This is a genomic window from Polaromonas sp. CG_23.6 (genome assembly GCF_029892315.1).
Lineage (GTDB): Bacteria > Pseudomonadota > Gammaproteobacteria > Burkholderiales > Burkholderiaceae_C > Polaromonas.
In genome coordinates, this window is record NZ_JARXUY010000001.1 from 1,596,210 (window position 1) to 1,616,608 (window position 20,399).

Sequence of the window (20,399 nt, forward strand, 5' to 3'; positions counted from 1 at the left end):
CGATGCGGCGCGGCCATCGGCTGCTACGCTTCAGGTCTTCATCAGCCATGGGCGTGCGTGCTGCCCACCCACAAAACCATGTCCATTTCGTCTATTGAATCCGTCCTGCAACAAATGCGCGCGCTGGCCCCTTCCATGGGCAGCTCCGTTGCGGCCAGCAGCGAAGCGGGCGCCGGCGGCTTTGCCGGCGAACTGAAAAAGTCGCTGGACCGCATCAGCAACGCCCAGCAGAGCGCGTCCCGCCAGGCTGAAGCGTTTGAACTAAGCAAGCCCGGCGTCGCGCTGAACGACGTGATGGTGGACATGCAAAAAGCCAACATCGCCTTTCAGACCGGCCTGCAGGTGCGCAACAAGGTGGTCGATGCGTACAAGGAAGTCATGAACATGGCGGCGTGATCAAGCGCCCCAAAACGCACGCGCCCCAAAACGCACGCGCCCCAATGCGCCGAAGTCGGCTTACGCTGCGCTAACCCGCTCTATAAAACGCTATGCAATTAATAGCTTTTAGCGCCCGTAGCTAATGCGCAAAGCCCATATTTGATACGTATTTCTGGTTAGCCGAAGGCGTAGCCCGACATCCCCGCTACGCTTGTGGCCGTGCATTGAGGGGGGCAGTGGTCTGGTTTTCAATCCGGCGAAAAATTATTTGCGCGCAGCCCTAAAGGTTTTCCAGGCGCCGGCCGATAACTTGAATAACGGTGGCTTGCAAACTGCATGTGCAGGCAAGGCCAGCGTGACGGCGGGTTTGCCGGAACTCACAACCTTTGTAATCAGGAGCCCTTCATGTCAGTCATCAATTCCAATATCCTCTCGCTGGTCACGCAAAACAACCTGACCAAATCACAGGGTGCCATGAACACGGCGATCGAGCGCCTGTCGTCCGGCATGCGCATCAACAGCGCCAAGGACGATGCAGCCGGCCAGGCCATTGCCAACCGCTTCACCGCCAGCATCAAAGGCTTGACGCAAGCCTCGCGCAACGCCAATGACGGAATCTCGATGGCGCAAACCACCGAAGGCGCATTGAACGAAGTCAACACCAACCTGCAGCGCATCCGCGAACTGACGGTGCAGTCTGCCAACGGCAACAACTCCGCTGCGGACAAAGCCTCGATGCAGGCTGAAATTACCCAGCGTCTGGATGAAATCCAACGCACCTCGGATCAGACAGACTTTAACGGCGTCAAAGTACTCAAGGATGGAGTGCTTGCTCTGAAAATTCAAGTCGGTGCCAATGACAGTCAAACCATCGACATTAACTTGAAGGCTATCAATCCAGCACAATTGGGTTTGGCTGGCTTTAGTGTGGTGAGCGGTATCGATACGACAAAGGTTGCTGGTACGGCCCAGGTCCCCGCTGCTGTGACGGCAGTAGCTGGCGTGATTGGTAATGCAGCTGTGGCCCCGGCCAATGAAGTGTTTGCAGCAACTTTTAGTGCAAGCGTTGACGCTGATACCGTGACGTTTGACGGCGTTGGTTTCACTTTGGCTGCTGGAAACACTGCCGCGCAAAATGCTACCGCTTATGCGAGTGCATACACCGGCGCAAGCGGTACTAAAGCTTTCACTGCTTCAGCAAATGGAGCCGTTGTTACCTTTACGGCAGTCACTGCTGGCAATATTACTGATAAAACAAATTCGGATTTCTCAATTTCCGCCCCCGGTACAGGTGCTGACACAACGGTATCAGTTGCAACGCCGTCTACCCAAGGTGTTACCGCAGTTGCTGCTGTTACTTCAGTTGTTGCAGTGGCTGCGCGCGCTGCGTTGACGGGTGCCGACAATGGAAAAGTATTTGCCTACTCTGGCGGCACTGAAGGCGGTACGTCAGGCTTTGTGATCAAAGACACAGTCGGCTCCGTTATTTCGTTTTTCAAGGCTACCATTGGTGCTGACGGGGCGGTCACGCGCGGTAATTCTTTGACGACGATTCCGGCTACTGCTGATCCCCTGAAAACTTTGGATGCAGCACTAACAATGGTTGATACGCTGCGCGGCTCGCTGGGTGCGGTGCAAAACCGTTTTGACTCGATCATCGCCAACCTTGGCACCACGGTCACCAACTTGTCTGCATCGCGTTCACGCATTGAAGACGCCGATTACGCGACTGAAGTGTCGAACATGACACGCGCGCAGATCCTGCAGCAAGCCGGCACCTCGGTGCTGGCCAAGGCCAACTCGTCGACCGAAGGCGTGCTGTCGCTGCTGCGCTAATCACCCGCCGCTGTCAGTGGCGATCTTCAAGTTGCCGATAGCAAAAAAGGTCAGCCAATCAGGCCCCAGGGCCCGATTGCGCTGCCCGCTCCCGCCTGGTGCATGGCCAGGCGTGAGCGGACAGCGCTTTTAACAGGAAAATAAACATGCCGATTTCAATCACCTCGATGCGCGCGGCAGATGGCTTGCCGCCCAGTCAGAAAACAACGCCTGCTGCGCGGGCCGCCGGCATGCCGCGCGAGGTTTTTGAGCCGCCCGCGTCCAGGGCGGTTGCACCTGCCGGGGCAAGCGAGGTGGACAAGCCCGGCGCCAGGCAACTGCAGCAGTCGCTGGAGGACATCAACAAGGTGCTGGCCGGGTTTTCCGTCAGCGTGCAGTTCGAAATTGATCCCGATTACAGCGAGCTGATCGTCAAGGTCGTGGACCAGGACAGCGGCAAGCTAATCCGCCAGATTCCGACCGAGGAGGTGATGCGCATGTCCAAGGCGATGGATAACCTGAAAGGGTTGTTGTTTGCGCAATCGGTGTGATTTTACGCTGGCCGTCGTAGGTCGGGTTACGCCTTCGGCTAAGCCGACCTACGGGGTTGACGCGGCTCTTCAGAACAGAAAGAACAGGATTTGATATGGCCACCGTTTCTTCTCTCGGCATTGGCTCTGGCCTTGATTTGAATTCCCTGCTGGCCGGCTTGAAGACGGCCGAGCAACTACCGCTGGCGGCGATTCAGCGGCAGCAAGCCAGCTACACCACCAAGCTGACGGCCTACGGCCAGCTCAACAGTGCGCTCGGTTCGCTGCAGACGGCCGCGGCGGCGCTGGCCAAGCCGGAGCTGTTCCAGGGCGTCAAGGCCAGCTCGACAGCCTCTGATGTGCTGACGGCCACGGCAGCCTCCACGGCCCAGAGCGGCACTTATGCGCTGAACGTGACGCAGCTGGCGCAAGCGCAGTCGCTGGCAACCGTCGGTCAGGCGGACACCAGCAGCAATATTGGGGATGGCACGACGCCGATCACGGTGCAGTTCGAGTTCGGCACGACGTCGGGGGCGGTTTTCACCAAGGATCCAGATGCCACGCGCACGCAGTCGATCGACATTGATCCTGCGCACAGCTCGCTGGCCGACATTGCCAAGGCGATCAATGCCAAAACCACGCTGGGGGTGACAGCTTCCATCGTCAACGACGGCAGCGACAAGCCAAACCGGCTCGTATTGACCTCCACGCAAACAGGCGAAGCGTCGAGCATGCGTATCAGCGTCTCCGGCGACCCTGTTCCTGTCGATCCTCCAGATCCTGCTCCCGCATATTCTGCTTTGTCGAAGCTGCTGACCAATGACCCGGCCGCTGCGCGAAATCTGCAGCAAACCGTCGCCGCGCAAAACACCGAACTGACCGTGAACGGCATTGCCATCACCAGCGCCACCCACAGCGTGGTGGGGGCGGTTCAGGATGTCACCATGACGGTGTCAAAAATCGGAACCAGCACCCTGTCGGTGCAAAAAGACACGGCCAGTGTAGATAGCGCGGTAAGCGCTTTTGTGAAGGCCTACAACAGCCTGCAAAGCGTCGCTGCTAAATTGACCGCTTTTGACCCCGCCAGCAAGTCGGGCGCCGTGTTGCTGGGCGATTCGACGCTGCGCAACATCCAGGTGGGCATGCGTTCGGCGCTGACCAGCCCGCAAGCGGAATTCGGCAGCGGCCTGACGATGCTGTCGAACATTGGTGTTTCGTTTGAAAAAGACGGCACGCTGGCGCTGGACTCGGTCAAGCTGAAGGCGGCACTGGACGGCAATATGGGCGGCGTGGCGACTTTGTTTGCCGGCACGGCCGGCGTGGGCGGCTACGGCAACAGCCTGTCGACGCTGATTAACAGCTATACCGACACCACGGGCGGGGTGCTGACGGCGGCCAGCAAGGGCATCAGCAGTTCCCTGGATTCGCTGGCAAAGCAATACACGGCAACGTCGGAGCGGGTCGACGCGACGGTGGCGCGCTACAAGGCCCAGTTCACCCAGCTTGACGTGATGATGAGCCGCATGAACCAGACCAGCGCCTACCTGACGCAGCAATTCGACGCGATCAATAACAGCAATAAAAAGTAAGGCTATTCCATGTACACACGCACAGCAGCCGCCAGTACCGGCGCCAGCAGCTACGCCCAGATTGGCCTGCAGTCGTCCGCCATGAGCGCGTCGCCTCACCAGCTGATCACCATGCTGTTTGATGGCGCGAAAACCGCCATTGCCATGGCGCGCCACCATATGGCCAACAATGAAATTGCGGCCAAAGGCAAGGCGATTTCCAAGGCCATCAACATCGTGGACAACGGCCTGAAAGCCAGCCTGGATACCGATACCAGCGATAAGGCGGGCGCGGAACTTGTCGGCAACCTGTCGGCGTTGTACGACTACATCGCCCAGCGCCTGCTGTATGCCAACTTGCGCAACGACCCGGCGCTGCTGGACGAGGCGGACCGGCTGCTGGACAACATCAGCTCGGCATGGCGCGAGATCGATCCCCAAAAAGCACAGCCGATGCCGCAGGCACTGGCTGGCCAAACCACCCCCCGTTTTTCAGCAGGAGCCTGATTCATGAGTTCTCAAAGTGAAGTGATGCATTGCTACGAGCAGATCGACACCCTGACCGAGCGCATGCTGACGCTGGTGCGTGCCGGCCAGTGGGGCGAGTTGCCGGCGCAGGAAGCGGTGTACAGCGACCTGGTGGACCGGCTCAAAGTGATCGAGCCGCTGGAACTGCTGCATGAAGAGCAGGTGGCGCGCAAGTACCAGCTGCTGAGCCGCATCACGTCCAGCCAGGGCGAAGTTTCCAGCCTGGTGATGCCGCAACTGGCGCACCTGGGGGCCGCGGTGAAAAGCCTGGAGCAACAGGAAATCCTTAAAAAAGCCTATGGCCAGGCGTCTGATATTCGCCAATGAGCGGCTTGACGCCCCTGCTTGACACGCTGCTGGCCACGCGGCTAGCCCAGCGGGTGGACCTGGTGCCGCTCAAGTCGGAGGTGCAGGTTGCGGGGCCGGAGGCGGTCGCACCGGTGGAAGAAGTCATCAATGACGTACGCTTGCCGTCGCGCGCTGCCGTGGAACTGCAACTGGGAGTCGGGCTTTTAAAAAGTGATCAGCGCGGCCATGGCGGTGCGGCTTCAGGCTTGGGCAGCGGGGTGACCTTGAGCGCCGCGGCGCGTGCGCTGAGTGCGATTCTGGAAGGCCGGGCAGGCGCTGCGGCCAAAGTCATCGGGACCGAGGCGCTGCTGCCAGTGTCGTCGCCACTTACCGGTCTGGCCGCGTCGCTGGCCCGCACCGTCGGCAACTCGGGCCTGTTTTACGAATCGCACCTGGCGCAGTTTGCCGCAGGAACGCGCGCGCTGGCCGAGCTGGCGCAGGAGCCGCAAGCCCGGCTGGACCCTTCGCTGAAAGCAGCGCTGGCGCTGCCAGCGGCAGGCCCGGCGGATTCAGCCCAGACGTTGCCACCAGGTGAGCGCAGCCTGTTGCCTGGTAGCGCCCACGTGGCGCCTCAGGACGCCGAAGGTCAGGATCCTGGTGCAAAACAAGGCGGCACCGCTGCAACGGACGCGGCACGCAGCAACGCGGCGGGGCTGGCGGGCATTCACCCCGATGCGGTGGCGCTGGTGCGCCAGCAGCTTGAGCTACTGGCGGCACCGGTGTTTCGCTGGGGCGGTGAAGCCTGGCCGGGCGTGCCCATGGATTGGGAAATTCAGGAAGAAGCGCGCCAGCCGGCAGCGGATGACGAAGCCGCGCCGCGCACCTGGAGCACGCGTGTGGCCTTGACGCTGCCTTCACTCAAGGAGGTTGAAGTGCGCATCAGCCTGGTGGGCAGTGCGCTGCAGGTCCACATGGCCGCCAGCGAGAACACCACGCGTAGCAGGCTGGCTGAATCCCGCGCTGAACTGCCCGAGCGGCTGCAAGCGCTGGGATTGCAACTGACGGGGCTGCAGATCGGGACGCTGTCGCCGCATCCTGCAGCGAAAAATGGTGATGCCGCCTAACACCGCCGACGCGTCACCTGACGCGACGGGCCTGCCTGACCGGCCCAGCGCCATCGCGCTTTCGTACGCGAAGAAGGACAGGGCGCCCATTGTGGTGGCCAAAGGCTACGGGGCTGTTGCCGACTCGATTGTTCAGCGCGCGCGAGAAAGCGGGCTTTACGTGCATGCCTCGCCCGATCTGGTCAAGTTGCTGATGCAGGTCAATCTTGATGAGCAGATTCCGCCCCAGCTGTACCTGGCCGTTGCGGAAGTGCTGGCCTGGCTGTACCGGCTGGACGCGCAAAAATCAAAAAAGTGAGTTTTGCATCATCAAATTGATACAGCTCAATTTTTTTTATGTAAACAACTCAAAAAAGAAACAAGAAAAAAATAAAAAACAAAATCTGTGTTTTTTTGTTTCAATTTTGTAAAACTATCTAGAATGTATGAGATGAGTTGTAAATTGTATATATTTGATATTATCAAAATAACAATTTTTTGACATATCTAATGATTTTTACAGACTCTTCTGATCTTCAAAAAAGTGGTCAGAAGAACAGGAAAACGGGAGCACCTATGGCTGAAACGACTAATACCAACGAGATTGGTGACTTGAATTTGACTTACTTGCTGCTGGCGCAGCGGCTGGTTCGGGAAGATGTGCCGACGGCCATGTTTCGTCTGGGATTGAGCCGGGAAGTAGCGGATTTGCTGGGCAACCTGTCGCTATCGCAAATTGTGAAACTGGCGGCGTCCAGCCTGTTTTTGTGCCGCTTGCGGTTTGACGATCATCCGGTGCTGTCGGCATTGACGCAGGACGGAAAAAACCTGGCTTTGCAGCAGGCCCATGCCGCCATTCTTCTGTCTGGCCAGCGGATCGACGCATTACAATAATGTTACATATCGCAGGCAATTTATCCCCTGTATGGGCTAACTACTTTTGCAGCGCGAGTCATCATGGCTGTTAAAAGCGTCATTCGTGAAGCCCGCGAAATCCACCTTGCAATTGATTTGATCAAGCTTGGCGCCCGCCTGCAGTTCCTGGAAGCCGAAACCAGCCTGAGCCGTGATCGCCTGATCAAGCTGTACAAGGAAATCAAGGGCGTGTCGCCGCCGAAGGGCTTGCTGCCGTTTTCCACCGACTGGTTCATGACCTGGCTGTCGAACATTCATTCGTCGATGTTCTACAACATCTACCGGTTTATGGTCACTCATGGCGATTGCGGCCGGATTCCCGCCGTCATTAAAAGCTACCGGCTGTACCTGGAGCAGGTTCGGCAGCAGGGCAGCGATCCCGTGCTGGACTTCACGCGTGCATGGACACTGGTGCGGTTTTTTGACAGCGACATGCTGCAGCTGAGTACATGCACCCGATGCACTGGCCTGTTTGTCGCCCATGCGCACGAGCCGCAAAACAACTATGTGTGTGTGTTGTGCCGGCCGCCCTCGCGTGCAGGCAAGACAGGGAAGACGCCACGCATTTTGGCCGAGAAGCCGGCTACAGCCAAGGCGTCTGAGCTATCGACATCACCTTCGAAGTGGCTGGCGGATGTGATGAATGGCGCTCGTTCCTGACGAGCCGCGAGGCTGTTGGTGATGAATCCTGAAGAAGATTTAAAGGGGAGCGCGTCGTGCTGGTGATCTTGGGTTACGGGGTGGTGCTGGCGTCCGTATTTGGCGGCTACGGCTTGATGGGCGGGCATTTCGGCGTGCTGTACCAGCCGCTGGAAGTGCTGATCATCGTCGGCGCGGCCGTGGGTGCGTTCATTGCGGGCAACGACGGCAAGACCATACGCTCGACCCTCAAAGTGTTGCCCAAACTGCTTAAAAATTCTAAAAAGCACGACAAGGCTCTTTTCATGGAGCTGCTCGCCTTGCTGTACATGCTGCTGTCCAAAGGTCGCAAGGACGGCTTGATGTCCCTTGAATCGGACGTTGACGATCCGCACAACAGCCCCATTTTTGCGCCATATCCGGTGATTCTGGCAGATGCCCGTGTGCTGGAGTTCATGACCGATTACCTGCGCCTGATGGTCAGCGGCAACACCGATCCGCACGAAATCGGGGAGCTGATGGAGCAGGAACTGGAAACCTACAAGCATGAGGGCGAAATACCGGCGCACAGCTTGACCCGTGTTGGCGATGCGCTGCCGGCGCTGGGCATTGTGGCGGCCGTGCTGGGGGTGGTGCATGCGCTGGCGTCTGCCGACCTGCCGCCCGCGCAGATGGGCCAGCTGATTGCGCACGCGATGGTGGGGACTTTTCTGGGCATCTTGCTGGCTTATGGTTTTGTGATGCCGCTGGCGACCCTGGTCGAGCACAAGGTGGCCGAATCCCTGAAGGTCTACCAGTGCATCCGGATCACGCTGCTGGCCAGCCTGAACGGTTATGCGCCGCAGCTGGCGGTGGAATTTGGCCGCAAGGTGCTGACTTCGACGCACCGGCCGTCTTTTAGCGAACTGGACGGGCATGTGCGTGATGTCAAGGGCCGCGCAAACGCGCAGGATTGAATGGCCACGAACGGCGCCCGACGCCCCATCATCATCATCAAGCGCCCGGTGATGGCGGCGCGCCACCATGGTGGCGCCTGGAAGATTGCCTTTGCCGACTTCATGACGGCCATGTTCGCTTTCTTTCTGGTGATGTGGCTGCTGTCATCGTCCTCGCCCAATCAGTTGACCGGTATTGCCGCGCATTTCAAAAGGCCGCTGACCGAGGCGATTTCAGGCGGACCGGCCATCAACAACAGCCCCAGCGTCATTCCGGGCGGCGGCGATCCTGCGGCGATCAAGGAGGAAGTCAAGATGCCGGAAAGCGACGACGAGGCCCAGGATGTGAACCGCCTGGACCAGATGAAGGCGCAGCTTGACAAAATGATCGAGGCGAGCCCGCTGCTCAAGGAGTTTCGGCCCCAGCTGCTGATCGACATCACACCCGAGGGCTTGCGCATCCAGATTGTGGACAGCAGCAACCGGCCGATGTTTGACCGGTCCAGCGCCCAGGTGGCGCCCTACATGCGCACCATCCTGCGCGAGATCGCTCCAGTCATCAACGCGCAGTCCAACAAGATCACGCTGTCCGGCCATACCGATGCCACGACTTACGCGCAGGGCGACAAGTCCTATAGCAATTGGGAGCTGTCGGCGGACCGGGCCAATGCCTCGCGCCGGGAATTGGTGGCGGGTGGTTTGCAGGAAATCAAGGTGCTGCGCGTCATGGGCGTGGCGTCAAGCATGCACCTGAACCAGAGCGACCCTTTGGCGCCCGTCAATCGCCGCATCAGCATCGTGGTACTCAACCATCGCGCCCAGATGCTGATAGAAAAAGCAAATTCTGCCACTGGCGCCAGTGTGAGCATCAAGCCGGGCGCTGCCGGGCAGGCCGCTGTGAGCCTGTCAACTGCCCGCCCTGACCAGCGCAGCTGATTGCCGCCTTTAAAGAAGAAACGAATACGCGATGGATATCACCCAGTTTTACCAGGCCTTTTTTGAAGAAGCCGATGAGTTGCTCAACGAAATGGAGCAACGCCTTTTGCGCCTGGATTTGCAAACGCCTGACAGCGAAGACCTGAACGCAATCTTTCGCGCTGCGCATTCCATCAAGGGCGGGGCGGCTACGTTTGGATTTGTGGCGCTGACCGACACCACGCATTTGCTTGAAAATTTGCTCGACCGCACCCGCCATGGCGAACTGAAGTTAAGCACAAAGATGATGGATAGCTTTTTGGAAACCAAAGACATGCTGCAACAACAATTAAGTGCGTATCGGGACGGCCAGGTACCCGATCCGCAAACAGTCGCTCAAATCTGCGCCGTGCTGCAACAACTGGCGCTGGAGGGCCATGACGGTGCGGCCGTAGCCCCCGCTGCTGCTTCGCCAGCGGTGGCAAAAACGGTGGCAGTCGCTGCGGCGCTGCCCGTGCCAAAGCCTGGCGCAGTGGCGGTGCCGACGCTGAAAGTGCGCTTTACCCAGGTTTCCGAAAACGACCAGAAACTGCTGGCTGAAGAACTGGCCAACCTGGGCACGGTGCTGGCGCAAACCCGGGACGCCAACAGCCTGACGCTCTGGCTGGAAACGGCTTGCGATACCGATGACCTGGTGGCGGTGAGCTGTTTCATCGTGGAAACCGACCAGATCGAAATCACCAACGAGTTGCCTGGCCCGCCGCTGGCGGCGCTGGAGGTCGAGCACCTGGTTGTGACGGCTGTCGAGGTTGTAGAGGTTGTCGAGGTTGTAGAGATCGTTGCCCCGCCCGCGCCGCCGTTCGAGGGGATGCCTGCCGCTCCCGCCGCGATAGCCGCAACCGCTCAGGCCAAAGAGTCCAACTCGATCCGGGTCGATGTTGAGAAGGTGGACCAGATCATCAACCTGGTGGGCGAGCTGGTGATCACCCAGTCGATGCTGACGCAAACCGCGTTAACGCTGGACCCGGTGCTGCATGAGCGCTTGCTGAGCGGCTTGGGCCAACTGGAGCGCAACGCGCGCGACCTGCAGGAATCGGTGATGTCTATCCGCATGATGCCGATGGACTATGTGTTCAGCCGCTTTCCGCGCCTGATTCGCGACCTGTCGGCCAAGCTGGGCAAACAGGTGAACCTGGTGACGGTGGGCAAGGAAACCGAACTGGACAAGAGCCTGATCGAGCGCATCGTCGATCCGCTCACGCACCTGGTGCGCAACAGCCTGGACCACGGCATCGAGACGCCGCAGCAGCGCGCACTGGCCGGCAAGGACCCGGCTGGCAAGCTGACGCTGTCGGCCCAGCACCAGGGCGGCAGCATCGTGATTGAGGTCCGTGACGATGGCGGCGGCCTGGTGCGGGAAAAAATCATTGCCAAAGCCCGGCAGCAGGGCATTGCTATCAGCGACGACGCAAGCGATGACGAGGCCTGGCAACTGATTATGGCGCCTGGTTTTTCGACTGCGGAAGTGGTCACCGATGTTTCGGGCCGGGGCGTCGGCATGGATGTGGTCAAGCGCAACATCCATGAAATGGGCGGTCATGTCGAAATTTTCTCGCGCCAGGGCCAGGGCACGACGATCAGGATCGTGCTGCCGCTGACGCTGGCCATCCTGAACGGCATGTCGGTCAAGGTGGGTGATGAAATTTACATCCTGCCGCTGAACTACGTGATTGAATCCCTGCAGCCGCTGGCCAAGGATCTGCATGCCATCACCGCCGACGAACAGGTCATGCATGTGCGGGGCGAATACCTGGCGCTGGTGGAATTGCACAAGCTTTTTGAGGTGGCCAATGCGGTGCACAACCCGACCCAGGCCATCGTCGTGATCGTGCAGGCCGAAGGCAACCGTTTTGCGCTGCTGGTGGACCAGCTCGTGGGCCAGCACCAGGTGGTGGTGAAAAATCTGGAAACCAACTACCGCAAGGTGCCGGGCATTTCTGCCGCCACCATTCTGGGCGACGGCAATGTGGCGCTGATCATCGACGTGGCGGCGATCCAGCGCACCCATCGGGACAAAAAGGCATGCTGAGCGGCAAAGGCACGCAACGGCGGGGCTGCCGCGATGGTCGCTTCAGCACGGCCAAGGCGCACCCGGGTGCCCGGGCGCTTGGTATGTCTGCAATTTATGCATGGAATATGCCTTCTGCGCAGGTTGAGCGGGCATAAAAAGCTATTTTATTGATAGCAATCAGGCAATGCCGGCGCCGCGCTGCCGCGCACCAGCAACACGGACTTTGCGGGCAGCGTGTCCAGCCGGGTCCATTCGCCCCACGCCAATTGCCTGTCCGCCACCAGCGGCGCGGCGCCTGCCGGTTCGCGTAACCAGTGCACGGTGATGTCACGGCCTTGCAGTTGCAGACGCAGCTCGACTTCCTGCCAATGCGCGGGAAGGCGTGGCGACAGCGACAGTCTGCCCGGCTGCACTGCCAGGCCAAGCAGCGTTTCAAGCCCCGCCCGGTAAAGCCAGGCCGCCGAGCCGGTGTACCAGCTCCAGCCGCCCCGGCCCACATACGGCTCGGCGCTGTAGACATCGCCTGCCACCACGTACGGCTCCAGACCATAGGCCGGACCGCGCTCGGGATGCGCGCTGCGGTGGGCCGGGCTCAGGTCTTCGAAGCTGCGCCAGGCGCCTTCTGCGTCGCCACTTAACGCTTGCGCCATCAACGCCCAGACGCCGGCATGCGAATACTGCCCGCCGTTTTCACGCACACCGGACGGATAGGCCTGGATGTAGCCGGGATTGTTGGCCGAGTCCCGGAACGGAGGGTCGAGCAGTCGCAGCAAGCCGGCTTTTTCATCGATCAACTGGTTGTTGAGTGCCAGCATGGCCGAACGGGTAAAGGCTTGCGTGGAGGCGCCGGACAGCACGGCCCAGGCTTGCGCAATCAGGTCGATGCGGCATTCGTCATTGGCGTTGGCGCCGAGCGGCGCGCCGTTGTCAAAAAAGGCGCGGCGGAACCAGGCGCCGTCCCAGCCGGCGTCGTGCAGCGCGGTGATCCAGCCGGTGCGCGCCTCCAGCCAGCGCTGGGCGCGCGCATCGTCGCCGCGCTTTTGCGCAACCGGCGCGAAGCCTTCGACCACACTGCATAAAAACCAGCCCAGCCAGACCGACTCGCCGCGTCCCTCATGGCCGACGCGGTTCATGCCGTCGTTCCAGTCGCCGGTGCCCATCAACGGCAGGCCATGCGCGCCCACGGCCAGGCTGCGGTCGATGGTGCGGGCGCAATGCTCATAGACGCTGGCGGACTGTTCGCTGGTTTGCGGCGCGTAATAGGCGTCTTCCGCACCGTCCGGAATCGGCGCGCCATCGATGAAGGCCACGCTTTCGTCCAGCAGACTGGCGTCGCCGGTGGCTTGCAGGTAGTGACTGCAGGCATAAGGCAGCCAGAGCAGGTCGTCCGAAAAATGGGTGCGCACACCTTCGCCGCCGGGTGCGTGCCACCAGTGCTGCACGTCGCCTTCGGGAAACTGGCGTGACGCACTGAGTACGATCTGCGCGCGCAGCCTTGCCGGATCAGCCAGTGCCAGCGCCATCGAATCCTGCAGCTGGTCGCGAAAGCCCGATGCGCCGCCCGCCTGGTAGAAGCCAGCCTTGGACCAGAGACGGCAGACCACGGTCTGGTAAAGCAGCCAGTGGTTGATGAGCGCATCGAAGCGCGCGTCGGGCGTCTTGACCTGCACCTTGCCCAACAGGCCGGACCAGGCGGCCTTCACGCCAGCCAGAGCCTCGATGCAAGCTTGCGTCGTCCACCCGGCGGCCATCCGCTCTGCTTCAGGCCCATCGACGGCATGGCCGAGGATGAAGCTGAAGGCCAGTTCTTCCTGGCCAGCCAGCGAAAACTCGCTGGCCAGGCAGGCGCAAGGGTCATAACCAGTTCCACTTTGTCCGGCCAAATGGGTGGGTAGCAACAGTCGGCCCAGCGCGTCAAAAAATTCGCCCCTGTCGCAGGTCCATTGCACGTTGCCAAATGCGCCCGCCATGACCAGAAACGCTGTGCTGCCGCCATAGCCGTCCCGGGTTTCCTGCTGACGGGCCATCACCGCCGCCTGCATGGGCGATTTCCAGGTTTGCAGCGTGCGGCGGCGGCTGCGTGCGTCGCCCATTTGCCATTCGACCATCGCGACTGCACGCAGGCGCCTGCGCAGGCCACCATCCAGTCGCACCTTGACCTGGACGACTTTCACGGCGGCCTGCATGTCAGCAAAGAAGGTGGTTTCCACCTGCAACCCGTCCTGCTTGCCCTGAAACACAGAATAACCCTGGCCATGGCGCACGCGCCAGCGGCTGTCACTGCCCGCAAGCACTGAGGGCGCCAGCGGGAAAACCTGTCCGCTGTCCATGTCCTGCAGCAGCCAGTGCTCGAATGCCGGGTCGCCTACCGGGTCGTTCGACCAGGGCGTGAGCTGATGCATGCGGCTGTTGCCGGCCCACGTCATGCCACTGCCGGTTTCCGATACTTGAAAGCCAAAGTCCGGATTGGCGATGACATTCACCCAGGGGCGTGGCAGCGACTGGCCACCCTGCAGTTCGAACCAGAATTCGCCGTTGGCCGGGTCGAACTGGCCGATCCCTTGTGGCACCGATGCCAGCGCCGGCAGGCCATTGACAGGATCGATCTCTGACGGGTTGGAAAGCAGCGTGCCGCCAGACAGATCAGCCTGCTCCACTGGCCAGACGCCAGTGCGCAAGGCAGCCACTTGCGTTTCCAGCGCCCGGCCGTCTGCGGTGAGAACCACCCGCGCCATGCCAGCCAATGCGGTTTTTTCGGCGGTTGAGGTTTCAGGCTCGCGCAACAGGTGAAAGCTTGACAATCGCTCGGACCCTTTGGCAAAACTGTCCTGCACACGCTGGGTCAGACGGTCGCGCATGGCCAGAATGTCGCGCTGCAGGACCATGAGGTAGGAATTGGGCTCGCTGTTCAGCACCACCAGATCAACCGCGAGGCCGCCAAACGTCCACCAGGGCTGCGCGCGCAGCAAAGCATTCACCAGCGGCAATCCGCTGCTGGCCTGAATGCGCACCAGCACGATGGGTTTGTCACCCGATATACCAAAGCGCCACAGCTGACGCTGGTCCAACGGCCCAGCCATGGCATTTATCCGTGGTGTGCTGTACATCAAAGCGGTGGTCAGGTCCTGAACCGCCAGGTGTTCCTCGGGGGTCAGGGTCAGGTCGCGCAGCCGGACCTGCGCCAGCGTGGCCGCCATCTGGGTAGCGCGCACGATGTGCATGGGCTGCAGATACTTGTCAATGCGCTCGATCAGTTCGTCTTCAGTTTGTGCCGCCGCCGTGGCAAAGGTCAGGCGGGCCACGGCACCCGGCGCCAGACGCAAGGTCAGGCGCAGGCTGGCCACCGGGTCCAGACCATTGATCGGGTTGCCGTCGGCATCCATGGGCTGGTCCCCTAGCGCAGGCTGGTGCGGTGGCTGATGGCGCCCGGCAAAAACCTTGCGGTCAGCGATGCAATCGACCGACAGCAACTCGGCATCAGCCTCGGCCAGGAAATGCGCTACCGCCATTTGTGGGTCGCCATGCAGGCGCGGCATGCGCTTGAGCAGCAGGGCACGCCATTTCGGCTCCCAGCGGGTTTGCACAAACAAGTTGGAAAACGCTGGGTGGGCTTCGTCGGCACGGGGGTCTGCCAGCACCGCCTCGAAGCACGACACCAACTCGACGATGCGCTCGGTACGGCCCGTGTTGTGCAGCTGCACGGTGCGCAGTTCGGTGTCGTCCTCAGGGCTGACCACCACGCTGATCCCGGTGCTCAGTCCCTTGCCATGCGCGTCGAACTGCACCCGGTCGGACATGAACCGTGCCTGGTAGCGCCAGCCTGGCAGGGGCGCCGGTGCAGCCGTCAGGGAACCGGTGCCTTCGTTATTTCCAAGGTTCAGGTAGAAAAAGCAGCCATGGCTGTCACGCAGCAGGTCGTCGCGCCAGCGGCTGATGTTGCGGCCCTGCCAGCGGCTGACGCCTGCGCCGCTGGCGCGCAGCGCCACGTTGTAGCGCCCGTTGGACAGCAGGTGGGTCGGTTTCCAGCCGATTTGCACCGGGTTGACGTCACGCGAGTGAAACACCGGCGCGCTGCTGGGTGTGTTGGTCGCAGGCGGCTGGCGCGGGCTGGCGGTTTCAGTGATCTGGCGCGGCGTGCGTTCATGCAGCAGGGATTGATGCGCTGCCACCTGCGGCTCGGCACAAAACCAGCGCCGGGGCGCATCCAGACAGAGCACGTTGCAAAGCGCCACCAGCGACATGCCCTGGTGGTGCGCCATGAAGGTCTGGACAATGCTGAAGGCCTCCCTTTCGGGCTGGTGCGAGGCGGTGAAGTCGAGCGCCTCGAACATTCCGAGTTCGCCGCGCGCGCCCAATGCTTCAAGCCGCCGCAAATTTTCCGCTGACGCGGCCGGCTCAAACAAGGTTGCAAGCAAGGTGGCATAAGGCGCCACCACGCGATCGGTCAGCGGCGTGCGCCGCATCGCCAGGCGCGGAACGCCAAAAGGTGAATACTGGTAGGCGAGTGAATGGTCTTGGGCAAAATAGGCCGATTCCGACACCCCCCAGGGCAGAAACTGCTGCTGGCCGAATTCGCGCTGTGCGGCAATCGCTGAACGCGCCATGGTCTGCAGCAGTCCCTCATCGGGCTCATGCATCAACAGCGACGGCATCAGGTATTCAAACATCGAGCCCGACCATGAAGCCAGCCCGGGCGTACCTCTAACCGACAGGAAAGGCCGGCCCAGCGCGCTCCAATGGCGCTTGGGTACGTCGCCCTTGGCAATCGCCAGAAAACTGGCGAGCCGCGACTCGGACGCCAGCAAGTCGTAGTAGCTGCTGTCCAGCGCCTGTTCGTCAACCCGAAGGCCGATGTGGAACAGCCGGCGCTTGGGGTCATACAGGCCCTTGAAATTCATGGCCTCGTAAAGGCTGGCGCAACGACTGGCCAGGCTGTGCAGGGCTGCATGTGACTGGGCTTGTGCCTGCACTTGCCCGCTGTCGGTGCCCTGTTGTTTGTCTTGCTGTGCGAACTGCTGGCAGGCTTGGCCCACGGCCAGCAGCATGCCGGCCAGGTTTCCGCTGTCGACGGACGACACATAAGCCGGCATCAGGACTCGCAGCGTTTGCGTGTCGTACCAGTTGAACAGGTGGCCGTTGTGCTTGGCAAGCTTGTCGATGCTGTCCAGCGATGCCTGCAGGCGCAGGATGACCTCATGGGTCGTGATCCAGCCGAATTCGCGGGCGCAGCAGACGGCCAGCAGGTACAGGCCGATGTTGGTCGGCGAAGTACGGTGGGCCACTGTGGGGTCGGGCACCATTTGCAGATTATCGGGCGGCAGGTGGTTGTCTTCAGGCCCGACGCAACGCTCAAAAAACCGCCAGGTGTCGCGCGCCAGCACCATCAGGTAACGCTTGTCTCCGGCAGACAGCGCATGCTCGGTGCTGGCCGGGCGTGGCTGGCTGGCCCACCATGACGCGATCGGCGAGGCGCCCCAAAACAAAAACAGCACGATGCCAACCCATGGGTGCGCCGCCCAGGGGGCGGCCATGGCTAGACCAGCGCACAGCAGCGACGCTGCGGCATGCTGGTGCACGAATACAAAAAACTCTTTGCGCGACGCCGATTGCGCTTGCGCCGCAGTGGTCCATTCCATCAGCCGGCGGTGGCTGACACACATGCGCCAGACAGAACGCAGCACCGCATCCAGCAGCATGACCGATTGCGCCGGTATCTGGCTGAACTGCCAGGCCGCGCTGCTCAAGGTAAGGCGCAACTCGATCCCCCCGCGCTTGAAAAAGTGGCGCCAGGCAATCCCGGCGTGCGTCGGCACCAGGCCTGCCAGCGCGCCCAGCAGCGGCCCCGCCAACAGCGCGGCTATGACCGCCAGGAACACGGTGCCCAGAGGCAATGCATCGGTGAAGATGACCCAGGCAAGCAGTGCGAATGAGGTCGGGAACACCAGCGAACGGCGCAGGTTGTCGAGCATTTTCCAGACGCTCAGGGCGTCGATTCCGTACCGCCGGGCGTGCCACAGCAGGGGAAGCAGTTGCCAGTCGCCGCGCGTCCAGCGGTGCTGGCGTGATGCGGCCACGCCCGCATGGTGCGGCGCATGCTCGACCAGCATCACATCACTGACAAAGCCGCAACGCGCAATGCTGCCTTCGAGCAGGTCGTGGCTGAGCACCGCTTCATCGGGAAGGCGATGGTCCAGCACAGCATGCAGCGCCTTGACATGCAGCAGTCCTTTTCCGCTGAAGCTCCCGGTGCCGAACAGGTCTTGGTAAACATCGGAAACGCCGCTGCTGTAGGGGTCTATGCCGCCCTGGCCGGCAAACAGCCGGTGGTAGGCGGTGTCCTCAGATCGTCCAGGCAATGGCATGACCACGCGGGGCTGCAAGATGCCATAGCCGCTGACCACCCTGCGCAGGCGGGCATCCACTCGCGGCGCATTCAGCGGATGGGCGGCAATGGCAACCAGTTCTCGCAGCGCACCGGGTGGCAGGCCGGTGTCGCTGTCCAGCGTGACCACGTAGCGGATGCCATCGGCCAGTCGCAAAGGGGCTGTCAGCGGCAGGAAACCTTCCATGCTGCCGGTGGCCAACAGGCGCATCAGCTGCTCAAGCTTGCCACGCTTGCGTTCCCAGCCAAGCCATTGCTGCTGGGTTTCGCACCAGCTGCGCGGCCGATGAATCAGCAAAAAGCGCGGCGCGCTGCCTGCCACTGCCGGGTAGCGCGCGTTCAGCGTTTCCAGCCGCTCAAGAGCGTCCTGCAGCAGCGCGGCGTCGCCAGGCAGGGTGGTTTCGGACGCATCGACCCAGTCGGTGAGCAATCCAAACTGGGCCTGGTTTTCCCGATTGGCCAGCCAGTGAAACTCCAACTGGTTCAGCAGTTCCTCGTTTGCCTGTGTGGAGGTAAGCAGCGTTGGAATCACCACCAGCACCCGGTGTTCAGGCGGAATGCCGGACGCAAAACCCAGGCGTGGCAGCGGCTGGACCTTCAGCGACTCGGCAATCAGGCGGTGCACAAAAGCCGAGGCAGCCTCGAAAGCCGGACTGGCCAGCAGCAGCAGCGCCACCAGTGTCTGCCAGCGGTGCCAGTCGGCTTGGTACGTGGCCAGCAGCACCATCACCGCCGTTGCCAGTGTGATGCAGCCGATGTACAGGCTCAGCCGCCACCGACGCCAGTTCAGGCGTTGCCGGGCGCGTTGCACCGGCATGTCCAGGTCGGCTTCAAGCCGGGCACGGCCATCGCCCATCAGCCAGAAGCCTGCCGTTCGTTCGGCGGCATCCGCCTCCAGACTGCCCGGCACCGACAGGGCCGCCTCCACCACCGCCTGGGCCACCGCATGCTCGGTCTTGAAGCTGTCGCGTGCCAGTTGTTCCATGGCCCGGGTGATTTGCTGGCGTGTGCTTTCGCTTTCGCCTGCAAAGCCAGGCAGTTGCTGCAGCACCTGCAGGGACCGGCTGACCGGCTCGATCAGCTCGACCCAGTCAATCTGGCCAATCACGCGCAGGGTGGTGATGATGTTGCCAACGGTCAGGTTGGACGCCACCTGGGCGCTCTGGCTTTCCAGCATCAGCGCATGGCCGTCAGGGCAGTTCTTCTCGATCCAGCGCACCACGGCGGACGAATCACCTGAAATTTCGGTGGGCAGGCGTTGCCACAGCTGCGTCTGGTAGCTGCGCTGAACGCCGCGCTGGCGCATCAAATCGTTGACGGTGTCGAGGTCTGCCTCGTCCAGCGCTTGTCCGCTATCCCAGACCGCATGGGCAACTTCGCGCGCCAGTTTGCTGCGCGCGATGTCGTCCGCTATGCGGCGCAGGTTTTCCAGCAGCACGACGCGCAGCGTCGTTGGCAGGGCCCACAGTTCGCTCAGGCGCAATTCGCTGCAGGTTTGGTAGGCATTCAGGAAGGCAGTAAAGACTTCCGGATTCAACACGCTGTCGGTGTGCGCCACGTAAGCCCAGGCAATGCCGTACACACGCGGCAAACCACGCAGCGGCAGTGCGGCCAGTTTGGGCAGCCTCGCGTAGAAGCGGCGCGGTACGCCTTCGCGGATTTGCTGCAGTTGCGCTTCGATCAACGGAAAGTTATCCAGCAGCCATTCAGCCGCTGGTGTGGCGTAGTGGCCGCTGTGCGAGGTCAGCGCGACATAGTCGTAGGCAGCGCGAAGTGCCGCCAGATTTCCCTCCACGCGGGGGAAGAAGGGAGAGTGGCGCAGCGACTGCGCGTCGGTTTCGACAATCTGCGCTTGCGCCAAGCTGCAGCCGTGCTCTTCAAAACGTTGAATACCGAACAGTTCCGCCCGAATAGGGGGTTCAGCAGATCCTTCCTGCGACAGCAGGCGTTTTATGGCGTTGGGGCTGAGCGTTGTGAGCCGGTCCAGAACGGCAGGATTCACCTGCTCAAGCCATCGTCAGCAAACCCAGTGCCACCACCGCCAGGCTGCACAGTGTCAAGGCGGCGCCGGTTGTCACAAGCCGGGATGCCGTCAGGGCGTGCAGACTTTCAAGCCGGGTGCGCAAGATAAAAAATCGGCCCCTTGAGCGCTGGCAGTCCGTCATGTGCGAGGCAAGCGCCATGAAATCGCTGGACACTAACTCATTGCTCAATGAAATACGGTGTGCTGATTGTGCGTGTGTAGCGTTCATGGGTCAGGTCCTCTCGAAAGTTATAGCTCTAGACGCGGTGAAAACGCGAAATTCGGCATAACTCAAATGCTAGGACGTGG

Annotated in this window: 15 protein-coding genes; 13 read left to right on the forward strand and 2 right to left on the reverse strand. The window is 61.3% G+C overall.

The genetic code is table 11. The features are described from left to right. Positions 1-78: 78 nt before the first annotated feature. From fliE to cheA, 13 genes are all read left to right on the forward strand, one after another. The gene (fliE, locus tag H4V98_RS07575; protein ID WP_280757400.1) at positions 79-396 is read left to right on the forward strand and encodes a flagellar hook-basal body complex protein FliE; all 318 of its coding nucleotides are present in this window, start codon (positions 79-81) and stop codon (positions 394-396) included. A gap of 387 nt (positions 397-783) precedes the next feature. Continuing rightward, the gene (locus H4V98_RS07580) at positions 784-2,214 is read left to right on the forward strand and encodes a flagellin (protein ID WP_280757401.1); all 1,431 of its coding nucleotides are present in this window, start codon (positions 784-786) and stop codon (positions 2,212-2,214) included. Between the two features lie 146 nt (positions 2,215-2,360). Beyond that, on the forward strand, positions 2,361-2,744 hold the full coding sequence (locus H4V98_RS07585; protein WP_280757402.1) for a flagellar protein FlaG: 384 nt from the start codon (positions 2,361-2,363) through the stop codon (positions 2,742-2,744). A gap of 95 nt (positions 2,745-2,839) precedes the next feature. Further along, positions 2,840-4,312, forward strand: coding sequence for a flagellar filament capping protein FliD (fliD, locus tag H4V98_RS07590; protein ID WP_280757403.1), 1,473 nt, complete (start codon positions 2,840-2,842; stop codon positions 4,310-4,312). 9 nt (positions 4,313-4,321) lie between these two features. Next, complete coding sequence (gene fliS / locus H4V98_RS07595; protein ID WP_196861664.1) at positions 4,322-4,798, forward strand: flagellar export chaperone FliS; 477 nt, start codon at positions 4,322-4,324, stop codon at positions 4,796-4,798. 3 nt (positions 4,799-4,801) lie between these two features. Beyond that, entirely contained in the window at positions 4,802-5,146 is a 345-nt protein-coding gene (locus tag H4V98_RS07600) for a flagellar protein FliT (RefSeq protein ID WP_196861665.1), read from the forward strand. Positions 5,147-5,151: 5 nt separating this feature from the next. Continuing rightward, positions 5,152-6,231 (forward strand): flagellar hook-length control protein FliK, encoded by a 1,080-nt coding sequence (locus H4V98_RS07605; protein ID WP_280757404.1) that lies wholly within the window; start codon positions 5,152-5,154, stop codon positions 6,229-6,231. Further along, positions 6,221-6,529: an EscU/YscU/HrcU family type III secretion system export apparatus switch protein gene (locus tag H4V98_RS07610; RefSeq protein WP_231374482.1), complete on the forward strand. Its 309-nt coding sequence runs from the start codon at positions 6,221-6,223 to the stop codon at positions 6,527-6,529. The genes H4V98_RS07605 and H4V98_RS07610 overlap by 11 nt, the downstream gene beginning before the upstream one ends. Before the next feature lie 257 nt (positions 6,530-6,786). Next, positions 6,787-7,104, forward strand: coding sequence for a flagellar transcriptional regulator FlhD (gene flhD / locus H4V98_RS07615; protein WP_196861668.1), 318 nt, complete (start codon positions 6,787-6,789; stop codon positions 7,102-7,104). A 63-nt stretch (positions 7,105-7,167) separates the two neighbouring features. Next, a complete protein-coding gene (gene flhC / locus H4V98_RS07620) occupies positions 7,168-7,785 on the forward strand; it encodes a flagellar transcriptional regulator FlhC (protein ID WP_280757405.1) in 618 nt (205 codons plus the stop codon). 56 nt (positions 7,786-7,841) lie between these two features. Beyond that, positions 7,842-8,720 carry a flagellar motor stator protein MotA gene (motA, locus tag H4V98_RS07625; protein WP_196861670.1) on the forward strand — a complete coding sequence of 293 codons (879 nt, stop codon included), beginning with the start codon at positions 7,842-7,844 and terminating at the stop codon, positions 8,718-8,720. After that, the gene (gene motB / locus H4V98_RS07630) at positions 8,721-9,635 is read left to right on the forward strand and encodes a flagellar motor protein MotB (RefSeq protein ID WP_280757406.1); all 915 of its coding nucleotides are present in this window, start codon (positions 8,721-8,723) and stop codon (positions 9,633-9,635) included. A gap of 31 nt (positions 9,636-9,666) precedes the next feature. After that, complete coding sequence (gene cheA / locus H4V98_RS07635; protein WP_280757407.1) at positions 9,667-11,703, forward strand: chemotaxis protein CheA; 2,037 nt, start codon at positions 9,667-9,669, stop codon at positions 11,701-11,703. A gap of 146 nt (positions 11,704-11,849) precedes the next feature. Here cheA and H4V98_RS07640 read toward each other — a convergent pair whose 3' ends face one another. Both H4V98_RS07640 and H4V98_RS07645 read right to left on the reverse strand, forming a co-directional pair. Continuing rightward, positions 11,850-20,069: a glucoamylase family protein gene (locus H4V98_RS07640; protein ID WP_280757408.1), complete on the reverse strand. Its 8,220-nt coding sequence runs from the start codon at positions 20,067-20,069 to the stop codon at positions 11,850-11,852. A 4-nt stretch (positions 20,070-20,073) separates the two neighbouring features. Next, a complete protein-coding gene (locus tag H4V98_RS07645; RefSeq protein ID WP_280757409.1) occupies positions 20,074-20,319 on the reverse strand; it encodes a hypothetical protein in 246 nt (81 codons plus the stop codon). Positions 20,320-20,399 lie beyond the last annotated feature (80 nt).

Coding starts and splice junctions, on each gene's coding strand:
- fliE (WP_280757400.1), top strand. CDS start 79: ATGTCCATTTCGTCTATTGAATCCGTCCTGCAACAAATGCGCGCGCTG.
- H4V98_RS07580 (WP_280757401.1), top strand. CDS start 784: ATGTCAGTCATCAATTCCAATATCCTCTCGCTGGTCACGCAAAACAAC.
- H4V98_RS07585 (WP_280757402.1), top strand. CDS start 2,361: ATGCCGATTTCAATCACCTCGATGCGCGCGGCAGATGGCTTGCCGCCC.
- fliD (WP_280757403.1), top strand. CDS start 2,840: ATGGCCACCGTTTCTTCTCTCGGCATTGGCTCTGGCCTTGATTTGAAT.
- fliS (WP_196861664.1), top strand. CDS start 4,322: ATGTACACACGCACAGCAGCCGCCAGTACCGGCGCCAGCAGCTACGCC.
- H4V98_RS07600 (WP_196861665.1), top strand. CDS start 4,802: ATGAGTTCTCAAAGTGAAGTGATGCATTGCTACGAGCAGATCGACACC.
- H4V98_RS07610 (WP_231374482.1), top strand. CDS start 6,221: ATGCCGCCTAACACCGCCGACGCGTCACCTGACGCGACGGGCCTGCCT.
- flhD (WP_196861668.1), top strand. CDS start 6,787: ATGGCTGAAACGACTAATACCAACGAGATTGGTGACTTGAATTTGACT.
- flhC (WP_280757405.1), top strand. CDS start 7,168: ATGGCTGTTAAAAGCGTCATTCGTGAAGCCCGCGAAATCCACCTTGCA.
- motB (WP_280757406.1), top strand. CDS start 8,721: ATGGCCACGAACGGCGCCCGACGCCCCATCATCATCATCAAGCGCCCG.
- cheA (WP_280757407.1), top strand. CDS start 9,667: ATGGATATCACCCAGTTTTACCAGGCCTTTTTTGAAGAAGCCGATGAG.
- H4V98_RS07645 (WP_280757409.1), bottom strand. CDS start 20,319: ATGAACGCTACACACGCACAATCAGCACACCGTATTTCATTGAGCAAT.